A 13852-nucleotide genomic window follows, 5' to 3' on the forward strand; every position below is an offset into this window, starting at 1 on the left:
CGTTAAACTACAACGAATGGGGGCTTTAGAGGTGTTCACCGCGTCGTCGAGCGCCTATAAACAGCTACCAGCAACACCACTCGATCAGTTATAAACGACCGCACTCACGACCTGCGATACGCACTCCCGCCCTCACCCGTTGCCGTCCCCGTATTGATCACGACGATTCACAGTGTGTGATCGTCGGAGCAGTTCAACAGCCACCAATTCGGAATCTTCCTCGACCGGCTACTCCGAGCGCTCTCGCGCCCGGTAGTCCGGGAGGGTGTCGTCCTGCATCACCGCGCCGCGGCCGCCGTCGACGAGGAGGGCGGCGCCCGTGACGAAGGCGGCGTCCTCGCTCGCGAGGAAGGAAACGGCCCCGGCGACGTCGGCCGGCGTGCCGATCCGGCCGGTCGGGTGGATCGACTCGACCTCCTCGAACCGCCCCTCGGGGAGCTCGTCGCGCGTCCGCTCAATCTCGACCCAACCCGGCACGACCGTGTTCACCCGGACCCGGGGGCCGAAGTCGACGGCGAGCGACCGCGTCATGCCGTTGATCCCCGCCTTCACCGCGTTGTATGGGAAGTGCGCGGGCATCGTCGCGTACGCGTGGTTTGACGAGACGTTCACGATCGCCCCCCGGTCCATGTGGTCGAGCGCCTCCCGCGCCGCGAGCCAGTACGCCCGGAAGTCCGTCTCGACGACGAACGCCCAGTCGTCGAGCGTCGCCTCGTCAGCCGCGGTCTCGGTCTGGACGCCGGCGTTGTTTACGAGCACGTCGAGCGAGCCGTACTCTTCGACGGCCGCCTCGGCGAGCGCCGCCACGTCGTCCGGGTCGCGCATGTCGGCGCGGACGAACGTCACGTCGCCGGCGGGCGCGCGGTCGGCCGACTCATCCGGGGACAGGTCCGCGATCCGGTCGACGACGGCCTCACCGGCCTCGACGGTGCGGCCGCTGACGACGACGTTCGCGCCCTCGGCGGCCAGCCGCTCCGCGATTCCGGCACCGATGCCGCGCGTCGACCCCGTGACGATAGCGGTCTTCCCGGCGAAGCGTCGGGGCACCGCGTGGTCGGTCGGTGATTCGTGTCGGCGGGTCATCGCTCTCTCCCGCGTCGCCGCGTTTGTGTCAGCATCCGGATCACCACTCCGCCACGGAGCCGTCGTCGTGCCGCCAGACGGGGTTGTGCCAGTCAACGTTGCCGTGCTGTTCCCGGACGTGCTCCTCGTCGATCTCGATCCCGAGCCCGTCGCCGCCGGGGATGTCGACGAAGCCGTCGCGGTACTCGAACACCGCCGGGTCGGCGAGGTAGTCCAGCACGTCGCTCGTCTCGTTGTAGTGGATGTCGAGCGACTGCTCCTGGATCAGCGCATTCGGCGTGCAGGCGTCGACCTGAATGCAGGACGCGAGCGCGATGGGCCCGAGGGGGCAGTGCGGCGCAATCGACACGTCGTACGCCTCGGCCATGGACGCGATCTTCTTCATCTCGGTGATCCCCCCCGCGTGCGAGACGTCGGGTTGGATCAGGTCCACGGCGTCCGCCTCGAGCACCTCCTTGAAGTCCCACCGCGAGTACATCCGCTCGCCGGTCGCGATTGGGATCGTCGTCGACTGCCGGATCCCCGAGAGCGAGTCGTTGTGCTCGGGCAACACCGGCTCCTCGATGAACATCGGGTCGTAGGGCTCCAACGCGGCCGCGAGCCGCCGAACCATCGGCTTCGACACGCGTCCGTGGAAGTCGACCCCAATGTCGACATCGTCGCCGACGGACTCCCGGACGGCCGCGATCCGGTCGACCGCGTCGTTCACGGTGGCCGGGGTGTCGATCGGCCGCAGCTCCGCGGTCGCGTTCATCTTCAGCGCCGAGAACCCCGCGTCGACCTTCTCGCTGGCGGCCTCGCCGACGTCTGCCGGCCGGTCCCCGCCGATCCACTGGTAGACGCGGATACGGTTGCGCGCGCGGCCGCCGAGCAGCTCGTGGACTGGCGCGCCGAACTGCTTCCCCTTGAGGTCCCACAGCGCCTGGTCGACGCCGGCGATGGCGCTCATCAGCACGGGGCCCCCGCGGTAGAACCCCCCGCGATACATCGCCTGCCAGTGGTCCTCGATCCGCGTCGGGTCCTCGCCGAGCAGGTAGTTGTCGAGCAGCTCCTCAACGGCCGCGACGACCGTGTGCGAGCGCCCTTCCACGATCGGCTCTCCCCAGCCGACGGTACCGTCGCTCGTTGTGAGCTTCAAGAATAGCCAGCGAGGCGGTACTTCGAACAGCTCGTAGTCGGTGATGTACATGATCGCTTAGTTCTGTGTCGTTCCGACGACAGCGCTGTCGACGGAGTCCGTTTTGGTTTTCAGCGCGTCGCCGGTCTCGACGTCGAACAGGTACAGCGCCGCCTCGTCGAAGTCGAACGCGACCTGTGACCCCTCCGCCGGCCGGACCGTTGGGCTGACGCGGGCGGTGAGCTCGTGGCCGCCAATCTCCATGTAGAGGAAGTTCTCGTTCCCCATCGGCTCCACGACCGTCACGTCGGCCGCGTTCCGACCCGATTCGACGACCTCGATGTCCTCCGGCCTGACACCGACACTGACCCGTTCGTGTCCGTCGACCGGCTCCGAGTCGTCGAGCTCGTACGCGAACCCCCCGGGACCCGCAAGGGTACCGTCTTCCACGTCGGCCGTAAGGAGGTTGATGCTCGGCGATCCGATGAAGTCGGCGACAAACCGGTTCACAGGCGAGCGGTACACCTCCTCCGGCGACCCGACCTGCTGGAGTACACCGCCGTCCATCACGGCAATCCGATCGCCCATCGCCATCGCCTCCGTCTGGTCGTGGGTGACGTACACCGTCGTCACGTCAAGGTCGGCCTGTAGCTCCTGTAGCTCGGTCCGCATCTCTGAGCGGAGCTTGGCGTCGAGGTTGCTGAGCGGCTCGTCCATCAGGAACACAGACGGCTCTCGAACGATCGCCCGTCCAAGGGCCACGCGCTGCTGTTGCCCCCCGGAGAGTGCCTTCGGTTTCTCGTCGAGCAACTCGCGTATCCCGAGCATTTCGGCGACGTCCTCAACTTTCGCTTCGATCTCGTCGCCGGTCAGCTTCGTCGAGAGCTTCAGCCCGAAGCCGATGTTACCCCGGACGGTCATGTGCGGGTACAGCGCGTAGTTCTGGAACACCATGGCCACGTCCCGTTCGCTGGCCCGGTACTCCGTGACATCCTCGCCGTCGAACCGTATCGTCCCCGCCGTCGCGTCCTCAAGACCGGCGAGACAGCGGAGCGTCGTCGACTTCCCGCAGCCGGACGGCCCGACCAATACGAGGAACTCGCCGTGGTCGATATCGACGGAGAGGCTCTCCACGGCAACCACGTTCTCGGTTCCGGAGTCGTACACCTTGTCTAATTCCGTGATGTTGATTCCTGACATTGGTTACTCTTTGAGCGACCCCGCGAGGATGCCACTGACGAACTGTTTCTGTAGCACTAAGAACAACACGACCATTGGAACGATGGCAAGCGTCGCCGCCACCATGATCTGGTCGTAGTAAATCCGCTGGAACCCGGTCAGCTGCGCCAGTCCGATGGGGATGGTGTACATGTCTGCCGACTCGAGGATCACGAGCGGGTACAAGAACAGGTCCCACTGGAACAGGAACAGGATGATCGCCAGCGCGGCCAGCGACGACCGCATTGTCGGTAAGGCGATCCGATAGAATATCTGGAACTCCGTCGCACCGTCCATCCGGGCGGATTCGAGCAGCGCGTCCGGGATCGATTTCATGTTCTGCCGCATGAGGAAGATTCCGATGGGGTTGGCCGCCCACGGGAGGATGATCGCCCGGAAGGTGTTTGTCCAGTCCAGCTGTGCCATCAGCAGGAACAGCGGGATGACGAGCAGCTGGATCGGCAACACGAGCGTCGCCAAGATCGTATAGAAGATCGGTTCCTTGTACTTGAACTCGTACTTGGCGAACGCGAAACCACCCATCGAACACAACACGAGCGAGAGCAGCGTGTAGACGACGGCGATGAAGACGCTGTTCCGGATCGTACGGACGAAGTCGAGCCGCTCCTGTAGTGCCGCGAAGTTGTCGAGGAATGCGGTGCCGGGAATCAACCGCGGCGGGAACTGGAGGAACTGCTCCTGTGGGAGCGTCGCCGCCACCAGCATCCAGTACAGCGGTACCATCATCACCACAACCATCGTGATGACGAAGGCGTAGGTGAGGAACCGCCAGACCGCGTCCTTCCGGCGTTGATCGCGCATCAGTCCTCACCCCCGAGCTTGATCTGGATGATTGAGAAGATGCTAACGACCACCACGAACACGACCGTAAGCGCACTCGCATAGCCGAGGTTGAAGTTGACGAACGCCTGCCGGTAGATGTACTGGACGATCGTGATTGTCGCGTTCGTCGGGCCGCCGCCAGTGATGACGTACGGCTCGGCGAACAGCTTGAACGTCCCAATCGTCGACAACACGACGACGAATAGCAGCACCGGTTTAAGCTGCGGGAGCGTGACGTAGCGGAACTTCTCCCACCGGTTCGCTCCGTCGATCTCAGCCGCCTCGTACAGCTGCTGTGGGATCGTCTGGAGACCAGCGAGGAGGATAATCATATTGTACCCCGTCCACCGCCACGTCACCGCGGCGATGATCGTGTTCCGAGCCCAAAACTCACTGGTCAACCACGGTATCGGACCGAGCCCGACACCGGAGAGGACGTAGTTCAGGAATCCCAGCTGCTCGTTGAAAAGCAGCAGGAACACCGTCGAGTACGCGACGAGGTTCGCCGAGACCGGCAGCGCGATCGCGGTGCGGAACACTCCCTTGAGACGCATGAACGAGGCGTTCAGCGCGAGTGCGAGCGCAAGTGCAAGCCCAATCATAAGCGGGACCTGAACCGCGAGGATGTACGAGGTGTTGAACATCGACTGCCAGAACAGATCGTTGCCGAGCAGGCGGGCGTAGTTCCCGAGCCCGACGAAATTCAGCTGCGCGATCTGTGGAATCTCGACGTACAGCGGGCCGAGGTCGATCCAGAACAGCGATCCTTCGCCGACGCCCTGATACTCGAAGAACGACAGATACAGCGTGTAAAACACCGGGAAGGCGAGAAACAGCCCGAACAGTACGAAGAACGGTGCGATGAACAGGTACGCGACGCGCGGCAGCGCCGGCATCGCCGCCGTCAGATCCTGCCTGGCGAACCGCACTCTGTCCCATCCCGGTCGCGCCGCTCGTCTGAGCCGTCTCCCGACGCTCTGTATCCTCGCCCGGGCGCGTCGGCGGTACGTCTGCTCGACGCGGTCGTTTGTCTCGTCAGAAGTGGCCATTCGATCGGTCCCTCCGAGTTACGCGAGGTCCCGATCGGTGTTCTCGGCGACAGTCTCCGCGGCCGCCTGGACGGCTTCTTCGGGCGACTGCTCGCCGTTGATCATCCGCTGCAACTCGGTCTCGATGGCCTGTGACACCTCTGGCGTGTCCGCGGTAAACCGGTATCCGGGCGCGTCCTGTGCGACCTCAGCGAAGAGCGCTCGTGCGGGCTGACCGTCGTAGAAGTCCAGTTCCTTGTCGAAAACCGGGTCGTCGTAGGTGGTCTCCAGCGCCGGGAAGAGACCGTACTCGTCATACATCGCCAGCTGCATCTCCTTGGTCGCCAGCGAGAACTCCATGTAGTCCCACCCACGCGCATGGGCCTCGTCGGACACCTGGTCGGCGATCATAAGGTTGGAGCCGCCCCAGTTCGACGCGCGCGGCCCGCCCGACTCCAGCGCGGGGATCTTGAACACTCCCCAGTCGCCCGCGGTGTCGGGAAGCTCGGCCCGCAGAGTCCCTTCCATCCACGCCGCCGAGGGGAGCGAGGCGATCGTCGCGTCGCCGTAGGCGCTGAACCAGGCGGACGTCCATCCTTCAATGTTGGCCGCGATATCGGCGTCATAGATCTCCTTTATATTGCGGGCCACACGGAGCGACTTCTCGTTGTGGATGTTCACCTCGCCGCTCTCGAGGAAGGGCTCGCCGGACAGCTGGCGGAACTGATACCGCCAGACGCCGGAGAGGTCCCCCTCAGGGAGGTTGAGCATATACTGGTCATCCGGGAGCTTCTGGCCCTCCTCGATGAACTCCTCCCACGTCTCGATGCTGTCCGGGTCGATATCGTGTTCGTCGTACACCGACCGGCGGTAATACACCGCCGTGGGACCGGTGTCCCACGGGAGCGCGTAGATGTCGCCGTCGACGGTGAGGGCCTCCCACTTCCCGGAGACGAAGTCGTCCTGAACGCCCGCTTCCTCGATCTCGTCGGTGAGCGGCGCGACGGAGCCCGTGTCGATGAACGACGGGCCGTCGACGGACTCCAACATGGAGACCGCCGGCGCGCCGGAGCCCGAGAGCAGGTTCGTCTGGAGTCGGTCCTTCATCGCGGACCGACCGAACTCCTCGACGGCAACCGTCGCGTCGTTCTCGGACTCGTACTCCTCGGAGGTTATCATCAGCGCTCGCGCGGCAACATCCCACCCCCACACGTTGATCTCCGACGCCATGCCGTTGCCGCCGTCGCTCTCGTCGCTGCCGTCGCTCCCGTCACTGCCGTCGCTCCCGTCGCCGCCGTCTCCCCCACTTCCTGGGTCGCCGGTTCCGATACACCCTGCGAGTCCCGCGAGCCCCGCGAGTCCCGCGCCTTTCATGAGTCTACGTCGCCCGTATTGGGCGTAGTTTGGTTTGTTAGTCATGATCGAACCTGACTATCAGTCTCTTGCGTTACAGCTATATAAAATTACTGGGCATTTGTCCTAAAAACGGCTCAGAACCGCTTCATTTGTGTTTTCACGAGGTGAACAGAGGCGATATATATGCGTTTTTTCGAATTTGTTCCGTCCGAACCCAATAGTGTGAGCATAATGTAATTAATTTATAGACTACAACCATAATATAATACTCTTATCGGTGACTGTGTTCTCCTATACTAAACAAGTATTATACCGCTGTCTCTCATACCACTCTCAGAAACGATGGGAGATACGGACACCATCACTGTTCAGGCGACGGAGACGTCCATGCAGATCGTCGAGGAACTATACGACCGTGACGGCGCCGGAGTCACCGAGTTAGCCGACGCGATGGACGTCTCGAAAAGCGCGGTTCACAACCACCTCTCGACGCTCCGTACGCTCGGTTACGTGAAGAACACCAACGGGACCTACGAGCTCACCCATCGATTCCTGCGGATCGGGTTCGGGACGAGAGAACGCAATCCCGTCTATCAGGCGGCGCAAAGCGAGATACGAAAACTGGCGCGGAACACAAACGCGGTCGCGAACCTCGTGGTTCCGGAGAACGCGGACGCCGTCTATCTACATCGAATCGGCGCCCGAGACCACCCGATCTCGATCGGTGGGAGCGTCAAGCTCCATGCCGCCGCGGCCGGCAAGGCGATCCTCGCGTTCCGGTCGGCGGACGCGGTCGACGAGTACGTCGGCCGTCACGGCCTCGACCCGAAAACCGACCGGACAGTGACCGACCGGGCGACGCTCCGCTCCGAACTTCGGTCTATCAGGGACCGGAACATCGCGTTCGACCGCGGCGAACTCGACCCGGACTGGCAGTGCGCCGCCTCCCCCGTCGTCGTCGACGGCGACCCTGTGGGCGCGGTCAGCGTCTCCGGCCCGTCAGACGAGATGCAGGGGAAGCGGTTGGAGGAAGACACAGCCGGACTCGTCTCCAGCGCCGCGAAGACTATTGAACTCGAACTGTTGTGACGCGGCGCGACCGCGCTCAACACGGTTTAATTTAATACCCCTCCCCGAAAGATACTCGCCATGCGAACCGACCGACTCGACCGGATCACGGACAGCGGCGTGATCGCCATCCTCCGCGGCGTCGGCGTCGAAGAGGCCCCGGCGGTCGCCGACGCCGTCACCGACGGCGGCGTGACGGCCCTGGAGGTGACGGCGGACACGCCGGACGTGACGGCCGCGATCGAGGCGGTCGCCGAGCGCGTCGACGACGCCGCGGTCGGGGTCGGCACCGTCCTCGACGCGGAGACCGCCCGCGCGGCGCAGCTCGCCGGCGCCGAGTTCGTCGTGACGCCGACGGTGAACCGAGAGGTGATCCGGACCGCGAACCGGTACGGGACGCCGATCGCGGCCGGCGCGTACACGCCGACAGAGGCGATCGAGGCGTTCGAGGCCGGCGCGGACTTCGTGAAGGTGTTCCCGGCGAAGACCGGCGGTCCCGCCCACGTCGCAGCGCTCGGCGGGCCCCTCTCGCAGGTCCCGCTCGTCCCGACCGGCGGCGTGACGGCGGACGACGCCGGCGCGTACGTCGAGGCTGGCGCGGCGGCGGTCGGGGTCGGCGGCGCCATCGTCGATCACGACGCGATCGAGGCGGGGGCGTACGACCGGATCGCCGCGAACGCGCGGGCGGTGGTCGAGGCCGTGTCGGCCGCGCGGGAGTGAACCGGGTGGCTCCGACTCGACGAGGGGAGGTCCCGACCCGACACGCACATATGCCGCCGCGAACGTCGTTCGGGTATGCGTAAGTCCGGACGGGTGTTCCTCGCCGGCGTCGCGGCGGCGGGCGTCGCGGTCGGACTGTTGCTGTTGGTCGGGGCGCCGACCTCGCTGGTCCCGACCGGCGCGCTCGGCGCGGCGATCCCCGTGGCGCTGACGTACGCCGTGATGACAGCGGCCGACGACGACGCTCAGTAGTCGCCGAGCACGCCGAGCCGCCGCGCTCGGCGTGTCGCCAGCTGGAAGATGAGGTATCCTCCGGCGAGGTAGCCCCCGGCGACCGCGACGAGCAGCGCCAGGTCGGCGGGCGGGAACTCCCACAGTCGGGTCCCGTCGACCATCGCGCGCTGGAGCATCGCGCTGCCGTGCGCCAAGGGGAGGACGCGCGTCCACGGGAGATCGAAGACGGGCGCCGAGATCAGCCCGACGAACCCGAACTGGAGGAGGTTGAGCCAGTTGCCGATCCGCTTGTACAGCACCGTCACGCCGCCCGCGGCGAAGCCGAGCCCGAGGACCGAGACGATCGACAGCCCGGCGACGGCGACCACCGTCACCGGCGCGAGGCTGAGCCGCGTCCCGGTCGCGAGGAGCATCACGGCGAGGATCACCGCGCTCGTGAGGAAGGTGCGCACCACCTTCGCGACCCCCTTCAGCAGGGCGACGGGCGCGAAGCCGAACGGCGTGGTGATGTGGCGTTCGAGGGTCCCCCACTGCACTTCGCTGCCGATGTCGTTCGACACCGAGGAGTACGCGCCCACCGACAGCGTCCACAGGAAGTAGCCGACAACGATCCCCTCGATCGAGTCCGCCAGCGCCTGTCCGGCGAGCAGCTGCCCGCCGAGGAACAGCGCGGCGAAGAAGAACAGCGACACCACGATCCCGCCGATCGCGTTGGCCGGGTACCGCACGAAGATCAGGAACTCCCGATAGAGGACCGCCCGCGCCAAGTGGTAGTAGGTGGCCGGCCGGGGCTCGTCGTCCGGCCGCACTCCGTCGCCGGGTTCGGCCGCGGCCGCGCCGCCCGGATCCTCCGGCGGGCTCGTGTCCGCGCTCATCGCCGGTCACCCCCGGACGGGGCACCGAGGTCGCTCCCCGTGCGTTCGAGGAACACCTCTTCGAGGTCGGGCTGGACCGTGCGGATGTCCGAGACGGTGACGCCGGCCGCCCGCAGCGCGTCGGTCAGGTCGTACAGCCGGTCGCCGCCGGCCGCGACCGTCACCGCGGGCGGGCGCGCCTCGCGGTCGACGTCGAGGACCTCGAACGCCTCGCGGAGGCCCGCGACCGCCTCGGCGTCGAGGTCCGGGCTGGCCACGCGCACCGCGTCGCTCGCGGCCGCGCCGAGCAGCGCCTCCACGCTGTCGTCCGCCACGATCCGCCCGTTCGACAGCATGACGACGCGGTCGCACACCGCCTCGATCGTCGTCATGTCGTGGCTGCTGACGACGATGGTGAGCCCCTCCTCGACCGCCAGCCGGCGTAACTCGGCCCGGAGCGTCCGCGCGCTCTCTACGTCGAGCCCGAGCGTCGGCTCGTCGAGGAAGACCAGCTCCGCGCCGCCCGCCAGCACGCTCGCCAGCGACACCTTCTGTTTCATGCCGCGCGAGAGGTCCCGAACGGGCGTGTCCGCCTTGTCGGCCAGGTCGAGCCGGTCGAGCAGGCGGTCGTGACGCGCCGCCACGGAGTCGGGGTCGACTCCGCTGATCGTCGCGAAGTACCGGAGGTTCTCCCGGACCGTGAGCCGCCAGTAGTCGTTGCGCGCGCCCTCCAACATCGCGTCCACGTCGGCGTAAGCTGCGCGGCGGCCGTCGCCCACGTCGTTGCCGAACACCCGGACCGACCCCGCGTCGGGGACGACGATGCCCAGCGCGCACTTGATCAGCGTCGTCTTACCCGCGCCGTTCGGTCCGAGCAGCCCGACGACGGAGCCGCGCTCGACCGCGAGACTCACGTCGTCGACCGCCGTCACCGCGTCGTCGCCGTCGCCGAACCGCTTGGTGAGCCCCTCGACCGCGAGGGCGGGCGGGCCGGTCAGCCCGTCCGTCGACGCGTCGTCGTCCGCGCTCCGGGTCTCGTCGCGCTTGCGGGGACCATCGCTCGCGCTCGCCGCGCTCCGTGCCATTGATCCGGGGTACGAGCCGAGCGGGGATATATCCGCGCTCGCGCCCCAACGCGGACATGGACCTCGACCAGTTCGCGGCGGACGCCCCCGACGACGACGCGCCCGGCGACGCCCGCGTCTGCGTCGTCGCGACCCAGCCGGACACCTTCGAGCGCTGTCGCGCCGGCTTCTACCCCGCGCCGCGCTCGTACGACCGCACCCGCGCCGACTTCGCGTACATGGCCTTCTACCGGACCGAACCGGTGTCGGCGGTCACGCACTACGCCCGCGTCACGGCCCGCACCGAGCAGACCCGCGGTGAGCCCGGCCCGATGGACGAGGCCGACTGGAAGGCGCTCATCGACCCGTTTTCGGAGGAGCGCGTGGTCGTCGTCTTCGAGTTCGACGACCTCGTGCCGCTGGAGCGCCCGGTCGAGAACGACCTGAACGGCGTGCGCGGCGCGTGGTACTGCGCGGTCGACGACCTCCGCGAGGCCGGGACGCTGTCGGCGCTGCGCGAGCGGGCGGAGACCTGACCGGCCGGTCGTGATCACCGGCTCTACTGAGATACGCCGCGACGGCCGGGCGGACCCGCGAGACGGCACCTGAGCAGACCGAATTTTATTATCGACGAGACTCAGGGCGTTCACGATGCGGTACGGTGCCCTCCTCGCCCTCTGCGTGGTACTCGCGGGATGCGGCGGGTCGCTCGGACTCGGGTCGGCGCCGGCAGACGACGTCTGCCGCGGGGCCACGGGGGCCGAGACTCCCGAGTCGGTAGCCAACACTGCGCCTCCCGACGCCTCCCGGGTCGAGGTCCGAGGTGACGGAGACAGGCTCCCGGTGAACGCCACCGTGGTCTGGCTGCGCGTGCTCGACCTCCACGGACTGTCGCCCGCGGAGGTTCCCGCCCCTGTTGTCAGGGTCGCTCCGGCCAGCGAGCAGACCTTCTCGCAGACCGATCTGGACGGGAACATGGACCGCTTCGGCAACCTAATCGGGTTAAACGAGAACCAGAGTCGAGACGTGACGCTGACCAGCCCCGACGGCTACGTCGCTCCCCCGGATTTCACCGACGGTAATTACTCGAGAGTGAACGTGGGGATCGGCGGGGACGACCCCGTCGCTGACGTCGAGGCCACGCTCGCCCACGAGTACGTACACGTCGTCCAGATCGAGACCGATTTCTGTTTGACCGACGAGGAACTGACACAGGTTCAGGCGAACGTCTCACCGGGGATGTTCGCCGCCGTCCGCGAGGGGGCCGCAGAGTACGTCGCCGATGTCTACGCCGAGCGCTACCTGGAGGGGATCGATCTCAGGGCCGAGCGCCGGGCGGCCTACGAGCGGGCCAGACCGAACGCCTGGAAGCTGTCCAGGGCCGGCTACTATTACGGCTATCGCCACGTCGCGGCCCGCGCCGAGTCGCCGCGACAGCTGCCGGCCGTGTACGAGACGCCCCCGGAGACGACGGAGCAGCTCGTTCACGGGCTGCGACCCGACGAAGCGCCGCCGGTTCCCCTGTCAGTCCGAGCCGGAGAGAAGTGGCAATCCCGCGGGACCGTCGGTGAGCTCCGCCTCCAGGTCGCGCTGACGGAGGGGGTGGCAGAATCGAGCGCTGCCGAGGCCGCGGCGGGGTGGGGCAACGACACGCTCCTGCGGCGCGGTGACGACTACGTCTGGATCGTGCGGATGGACGACGCCGCGAACGCCTCCGATCTCGAAACGGCGCTGGAGTCCCACGTCGACGGGCTCGCGGCCGCCACCGATCCGATCGGCCGACCGTCGGACATCGCATACCGGGTCGTGCGGGTGGACGAGGAGACGCTGGGGCTCGTCGTCGGTGAGTCAACGACCGTCGAGAGCCTCCGTATTTCGGCTGAGGGCGAGGCGGTAAACGTCTCCACCGAGGCCGCGTAGCCGCCGGCCTCGGCGGCGGTTCGGTTTCGAGCGCGCCCCTCGACCGTGCGTCGCCTCAGTTCGTATTGAGGGTCGGGTCGAAGAGCGTCTCGACCCGGCAGTCGAAGTGTGCGGCGAGTTTGAACGCCAGTTCGAGCGAGGGGTCGTACCGCTCGCGCTCGATCGCGTTGATCGTCTGGCGGGACACGTCGACGGCGTCCGCGAGGTCGGCCTGGCTGAGACCGCGTTCCTCTCGGCGCTCCCTGACGCTGTTTTTCATCTGTATCGTAACCAGCCGTAGGTGAGCGCGAACAGTCCCGACTGGACCGCGATCGCCAGTAGCGCCCCGTCGAACGCCGGCGGCGGCGTGTACACGTCGATCTCCGAGAGGACCACCATCGTCGGCCAGAGCAGGATCATCCCCAAGGTGAAGACGGTCGCAGCGAGGGCTATCGCCCGGCGTTCGAGCGCGCGGTCGCGCTCGTCGAACAGGGGGACTGAGGTCCCCTGCCAGACCGCCAGAAAGCCGGCGAACCCCGCCCAGTACAGCGCGACTCCCACGACGGGGTACCCGACAGACTCAGCGGAAATAAACCCGAGGGTCCCGGCGAGGACGCTACCGGCCATCAGCCGGCGGTACCGGCGGATCCGGGCCTGTCTGGACGAGCCGCTCACGGCAGCAACCTCCGGACGCTCCAATACAGGCCCTGTGCGGCGTCTCGGAGGGCCCCGGTCAGCGACAGCCCCGCGTCGGGGTCCGCGGCGGGCTCAAACTCGGTCCAGAGAGCGGACGCCGTGACGCGGCACACCGCTCCCGTGTGGACCCGACGACCGTCGGCGTCGCCGACCCGGAGGAGCGTCGCGCCGTCGGTGGCCCCGACGACGCGATAGACGCCGGGGTCGTGATCGCCGTCAGTGGGGCGGTAGTGTGCGCCGACGTCCACGGTCAGCACCCCTGTGACGCCACGGTCCCGTCGTGATCGACCAGCTGTGAGAGGAGGGCCGGCAGCGCGATCCAGCACGCGGCCGAGACGGCGAACGCGACCACGAGGCCGTCGATCGGCCCGACGGCGAGCCGGTCTTCGAAGTGGACGAGAGGGGTGATGGCGACGCCGCCCACGAGCAGCTGGAGGTACCAGGGCAGCGCCTCCAGCGTCGCGTGGTCGCCGAGCCGCCGTTCGATGGCGAATCCGGCCGCGAGTACAGCCACGAACACGGCGATATTCGCGAGGAGTGCGGTGGCCATCAGCGCTCACTCCCGTCAACGGCGGTGGTTCCCTGTCGATGCGTTCGAGAGCGGAGATCGTCGTTCATTGGTGGTTTCCGGTAAATCGGCGGCGTCGTAAAGCGCTCTCGCTCTTATGTAGA

17 protein-coding genes are annotated in these 13852 nt (G+C 66.9%); 5 read left to right on the plus strand and 12 right to left on the minus strand.

The genetic code is table 11. The annotated features are described in order from the left end of the window. Nucleotides 1-228: 228 nt before the first annotated feature. Genes Z052_RS16060 through Z052_RS16085 form a run of 6 tightly spaced genes read right to left on the minus strand, consistent with a single transcriptional unit; the run spans nucleotide 229 to nucleotide 6663 of the window. On the minus strand, nucleotides 229-1083 hold the full coding sequence (locus Z052_RS16060; protein WP_094494349.1) for an SDR family NAD(P)-dependent oxidoreductase: 855 nt from the start codon (nucleotides 1081-1083) through the stop codon (nucleotides 229-231). Nucleotides 1084-1123: 40 nt separating this feature from the next. After that, on the minus strand, nucleotides 1124-2272 hold the full coding sequence (gene dgoD, locus Z052_RS16065) for a galactonate dehydratase (RefSeq protein ID WP_049931892.1): 1149 nt from the start codon (nucleotides 2270-2272) through the stop codon (nucleotides 1124-1126). 6 nt (nucleotides 2273-2278) lie between these two features. After that, a complete protein-coding gene (locus tag Z052_RS16070; protein ID WP_086215462.1) occupies nucleotides 2279-3400 on the minus strand; it encodes an ABC transporter ATP-binding protein in 1122 nt (373 codons plus the stop codon). A 3-nt stretch (nucleotides 3401-3403) separates the two neighbouring features. Beyond that, nucleotides 3404-4240 (minus strand): carbohydrate ABC transporter permease, encoded by an 837-nt coding sequence (locus Z052_RS16075; RefSeq protein WP_049931890.1) that lies wholly within the window; start codon nucleotides 4238-4240, stop codon nucleotides 3404-3406. Further along, entirely contained in the window at nucleotides 4240-5310 is a 1071-nt protein-coding gene (locus Z052_RS16080) for a carbohydrate ABC transporter permease (protein ID WP_049931889.1), read from the minus strand. The genes Z052_RS16075 and Z052_RS16080 overlap by 1 nt, the downstream gene beginning before the upstream one ends. 18 nt (nucleotides 5311-5328) lie before the next feature. Beyond that, nucleotides 5329-6663 (minus strand): extracellular solute-binding protein, encoded by a 1335-nt coding sequence (locus Z052_RS16085; protein WP_049931888.1) that lies wholly within the window; start codon nucleotides 6661-6663, stop codon nucleotides 5329-5331. Between the two features lie 324 nt (nucleotides 6664-6987). On the opposite strand from Z052_RS16085, the gene Z052_RS16090 reads away from it, so the two are divergent. From Z052_RS16090 to Z052_RS20295, 3 genes are all read left to right on the plus strand, one after another. Beyond that, the gene (locus tag Z052_RS16090) at nucleotides 6988-7734 is read left to right on the plus strand and encodes an IclR family transcriptional regulator (protein WP_049931886.1); all 747 of its coding nucleotides are present in this window, start codon (nucleotides 6988-6990) and stop codon (nucleotides 7732-7734) included. Nucleotides 7735-7794: 60 nt separating this feature from the next. Beyond that, nucleotides 7795-8433: a bifunctional 4-hydroxy-2-oxoglutarate aldolase/2-dehydro-3-deoxy-phosphogluconate aldolase gene (locus Z052_RS16095; protein ID WP_094521477.1), complete on the plus strand. Its 639-nt coding sequence runs from the start codon at nucleotides 7795-7797 to the stop codon at nucleotides 8431-8433. A gap of 75 nt (nucleotides 8434-8508) precedes the next feature. After that, a complete protein-coding gene (locus tag Z052_RS20295) occupies nucleotides 8509-8685 on the plus strand; it encodes a hypothetical protein (protein ID WP_155120039.1) in 177 nt (58 codons plus the stop codon). Here Z052_RS20295 and Z052_RS16100 read toward each other — a convergent pair. Together Z052_RS16100 and Z052_RS16105 are read right to left on the minus strand one after the other, a co-directional pair. Further along, nucleotides 8679-9542: an ABC transporter permease gene (locus Z052_RS16100; RefSeq protein ID WP_176450727.1), complete on the minus strand. Its 864-nt coding sequence runs from the start codon at nucleotides 9540-9542 to the stop codon at nucleotides 8679-8681. The genes Z052_RS20295 and Z052_RS16100 overlap by 7 nt on opposite strands. Continuing rightward, nucleotides 9539-10606, minus strand: coding sequence for an ABC transporter ATP-binding protein (locus Z052_RS16105; RefSeq protein WP_094521478.1), 1068 nt, complete (start codon nucleotides 10604-10606; stop codon nucleotides 9539-9541). Before Z052_RS16105 ends, Z052_RS16100 begins: the two co-directional genes overlap by 4 nt. A gap of 56 nt (nucleotides 10607-10662) precedes the next feature. Here Z052_RS16105 and Z052_RS16110 point away from each other — a divergent pair, with 56 nt between their 5' ends. Together Z052_RS16110 and Z052_RS16115 are read left to right on the plus strand one after the other, a co-directional pair. Continuing rightward, on the plus strand, nucleotides 10663-11121 hold the full coding sequence (locus Z052_RS16110; protein ID WP_049931879.1) for a hypothetical protein: 459 nt from the start codon (nucleotides 10663-10665) through the stop codon (nucleotides 11119-11121). 115 nt (nucleotides 11122-11236) lie between these two features. Next, nucleotides 11237-12505: a hypothetical protein gene (locus tag Z052_RS16115; protein WP_094521479.1), complete on the plus strand. Its 1269-nt coding sequence runs from the start codon at nucleotides 11237-11239 to the stop codon at nucleotides 12503-12505. A 55-nt stretch (nucleotides 12506-12560) separates the two neighbouring features. Here the strand turns inward: Z052_RS16115 and Z052_RS16120 are convergent, their stop codons facing one another. Genes Z052_RS16120 through Z052_RS16135 form a run of 4 tightly spaced genes read right to left on the minus strand, consistent with a single transcriptional unit; the run spans nucleotide 12561 to nucleotide 13730 of the window. Continuing rightward, a complete protein-coding gene (locus Z052_RS16120; protein WP_094521480.1) occupies nucleotides 12561-12764 on the minus strand; it encodes a helix-turn-helix transcriptional regulator in 204 nt (67 codons plus the stop codon). Next, the gene (locus Z052_RS16125) at nucleotides 12761-13159 is read right to left on the minus strand and encodes a hypothetical protein (RefSeq protein WP_089308864.1); all 399 of its coding nucleotides are present in this window, start codon (nucleotides 13157-13159) and stop codon (nucleotides 12761-12763) included. Before Z052_RS16125 ends, Z052_RS16120 begins: the two co-directional genes overlap by 4 nt. Next, nucleotides 13156-13437, minus strand: coding sequence for a hypothetical protein (locus Z052_RS16130; RefSeq protein ID WP_094521481.1), 282 nt, complete (start codon nucleotides 13435-13437; stop codon nucleotides 13156-13158). Before Z052_RS16130 ends, Z052_RS16125 begins: the two co-directional genes overlap by 4 nt. Next, complete coding sequence (locus tag Z052_RS16135) at nucleotides 13431-13730, minus strand: hypothetical protein (protein WP_094521482.1); 300 nt, start codon at nucleotides 13728-13730, stop codon at nucleotides 13431-13433. The genes Z052_RS16130 and Z052_RS16135 overlap by 7 nt, the downstream gene beginning before the upstream one ends. Between the last annotated feature and the right edge of the window lie 122 nt (nucleotides 13731-13852).

The organism is Halorubrum sp. C191, assembly GCF_002727095.1.
GTDB lineage: Archaea > Halobacteriota > Halobacteria > Halobacteriales > Haloferacaceae > Halorubrum > Halorubrum ezzemoulense.

What these genes read in the sequence shown, in the direction of transcription:
- Z052_RS16120 (WP_094521480.1), bottom strand. Translation starts at nt 12,764, where the DNA reads ATGAAAAACAGCGTCAGGGAGCGCCGAGAGGAACGCGGTCTCAGCCAG.
- Z052_RS16105 (WP_094521478.1), bottom strand. Translation starts at nt 10,606, where the DNA reads ATGGCACGGAGCGCGGCGAGCGCGAGCGATGGTCCCCGCAAGCGCGAC.
- Z052_RS20295 (WP_155120039.1), top strand. Translation starts at nt 8,509, where the DNA reads ATGCGTAAGTCCGGACGGGTGTTCCTCGCCGGCGTCGCGGCGGCGGGC.
- Z052_RS16115 (WP_094521479.1), top strand. Translation starts at nt 11,237, where the DNA reads ATGCGGTACGGTGCCCTCCTCGCCCTCTGCGTGGTACTCGCGGGATGC.
- Z052_RS16100 (WP_176450727.1), bottom strand. Translation starts at nt 9,542, where the DNA reads ATGAGCGCGGACACGAGCCCGCCGGAGGATCCGGGCGGCGCGGCCGCG.
- Z052_RS16075 (WP_049931890.1), bottom strand. Translation starts at nt 4,240, where the DNA reads ATGCGCGATCAACGCCGGAAGGACGCGGTCTGGCGGTTCCTCACCTAC.
- Z052_RS16090 (WP_049931886.1), top strand. Translation starts at nt 6,988, where the DNA reads ATGGGAGATACGGACACCATCACTGTTCAGGCGACGGAGACGTCCATG.
- Z052_RS16085 (WP_049931888.1), bottom strand. Translation starts at nt 6,663, where the DNA reads ATGAAAGGCGCGGGACTCGCGGGGCTCGCGGGACTCGCAGGGTGTATC.
- Z052_RS16095 (WP_094521477.1), top strand. Translation starts at nt 7,795, where the DNA reads ATGCGAACCGACCGACTCGACCGGATCACGGACAGCGGCGTGATCGCC.
- Z052_RS16070 (WP_086215462.1), bottom strand. Translation starts at nt 3,400, where the DNA reads ATGTCAGGAATCAACATCACGGAATTAGACAAGGTGTACGACTCCGGA.
- Z052_RS16110 (WP_049931879.1), top strand. Translation starts at nt 10,663, where the DNA reads ATGGACCTCGACCAGTTCGCGGCGGACGCCCCCGACGACGACGCGCCC.
- dgoD (WP_049931892.1), bottom strand. Translation starts at nt 2,272, where the DNA reads ATGTACATCACCGACTACGAGCTGTTCGAAGTACCGCCTCGCTGGCTA.
- Z052_RS16080 (WP_049931889.1), bottom strand. Translation starts at nt 5,310, where the DNA reads ATGGCCACTTCTGACGAGACAAACGACCGCGTCGAGCAGACGTACCGC.
- Z052_RS16060 (WP_094494349.1), bottom strand. Translation starts at nt 1,083, where the DNA reads ATGACCCGCCGACACGAATCACCGACCGACCACGCGGTGCCCCGACGC.
- Z052_RS16135 (WP_094521482.1), bottom strand. Translation starts at nt 13,730, where the DNA reads ATGGCCACCGCACTCCTCGCGAATATCGCCGTGTTCGTGGCTGTACTC.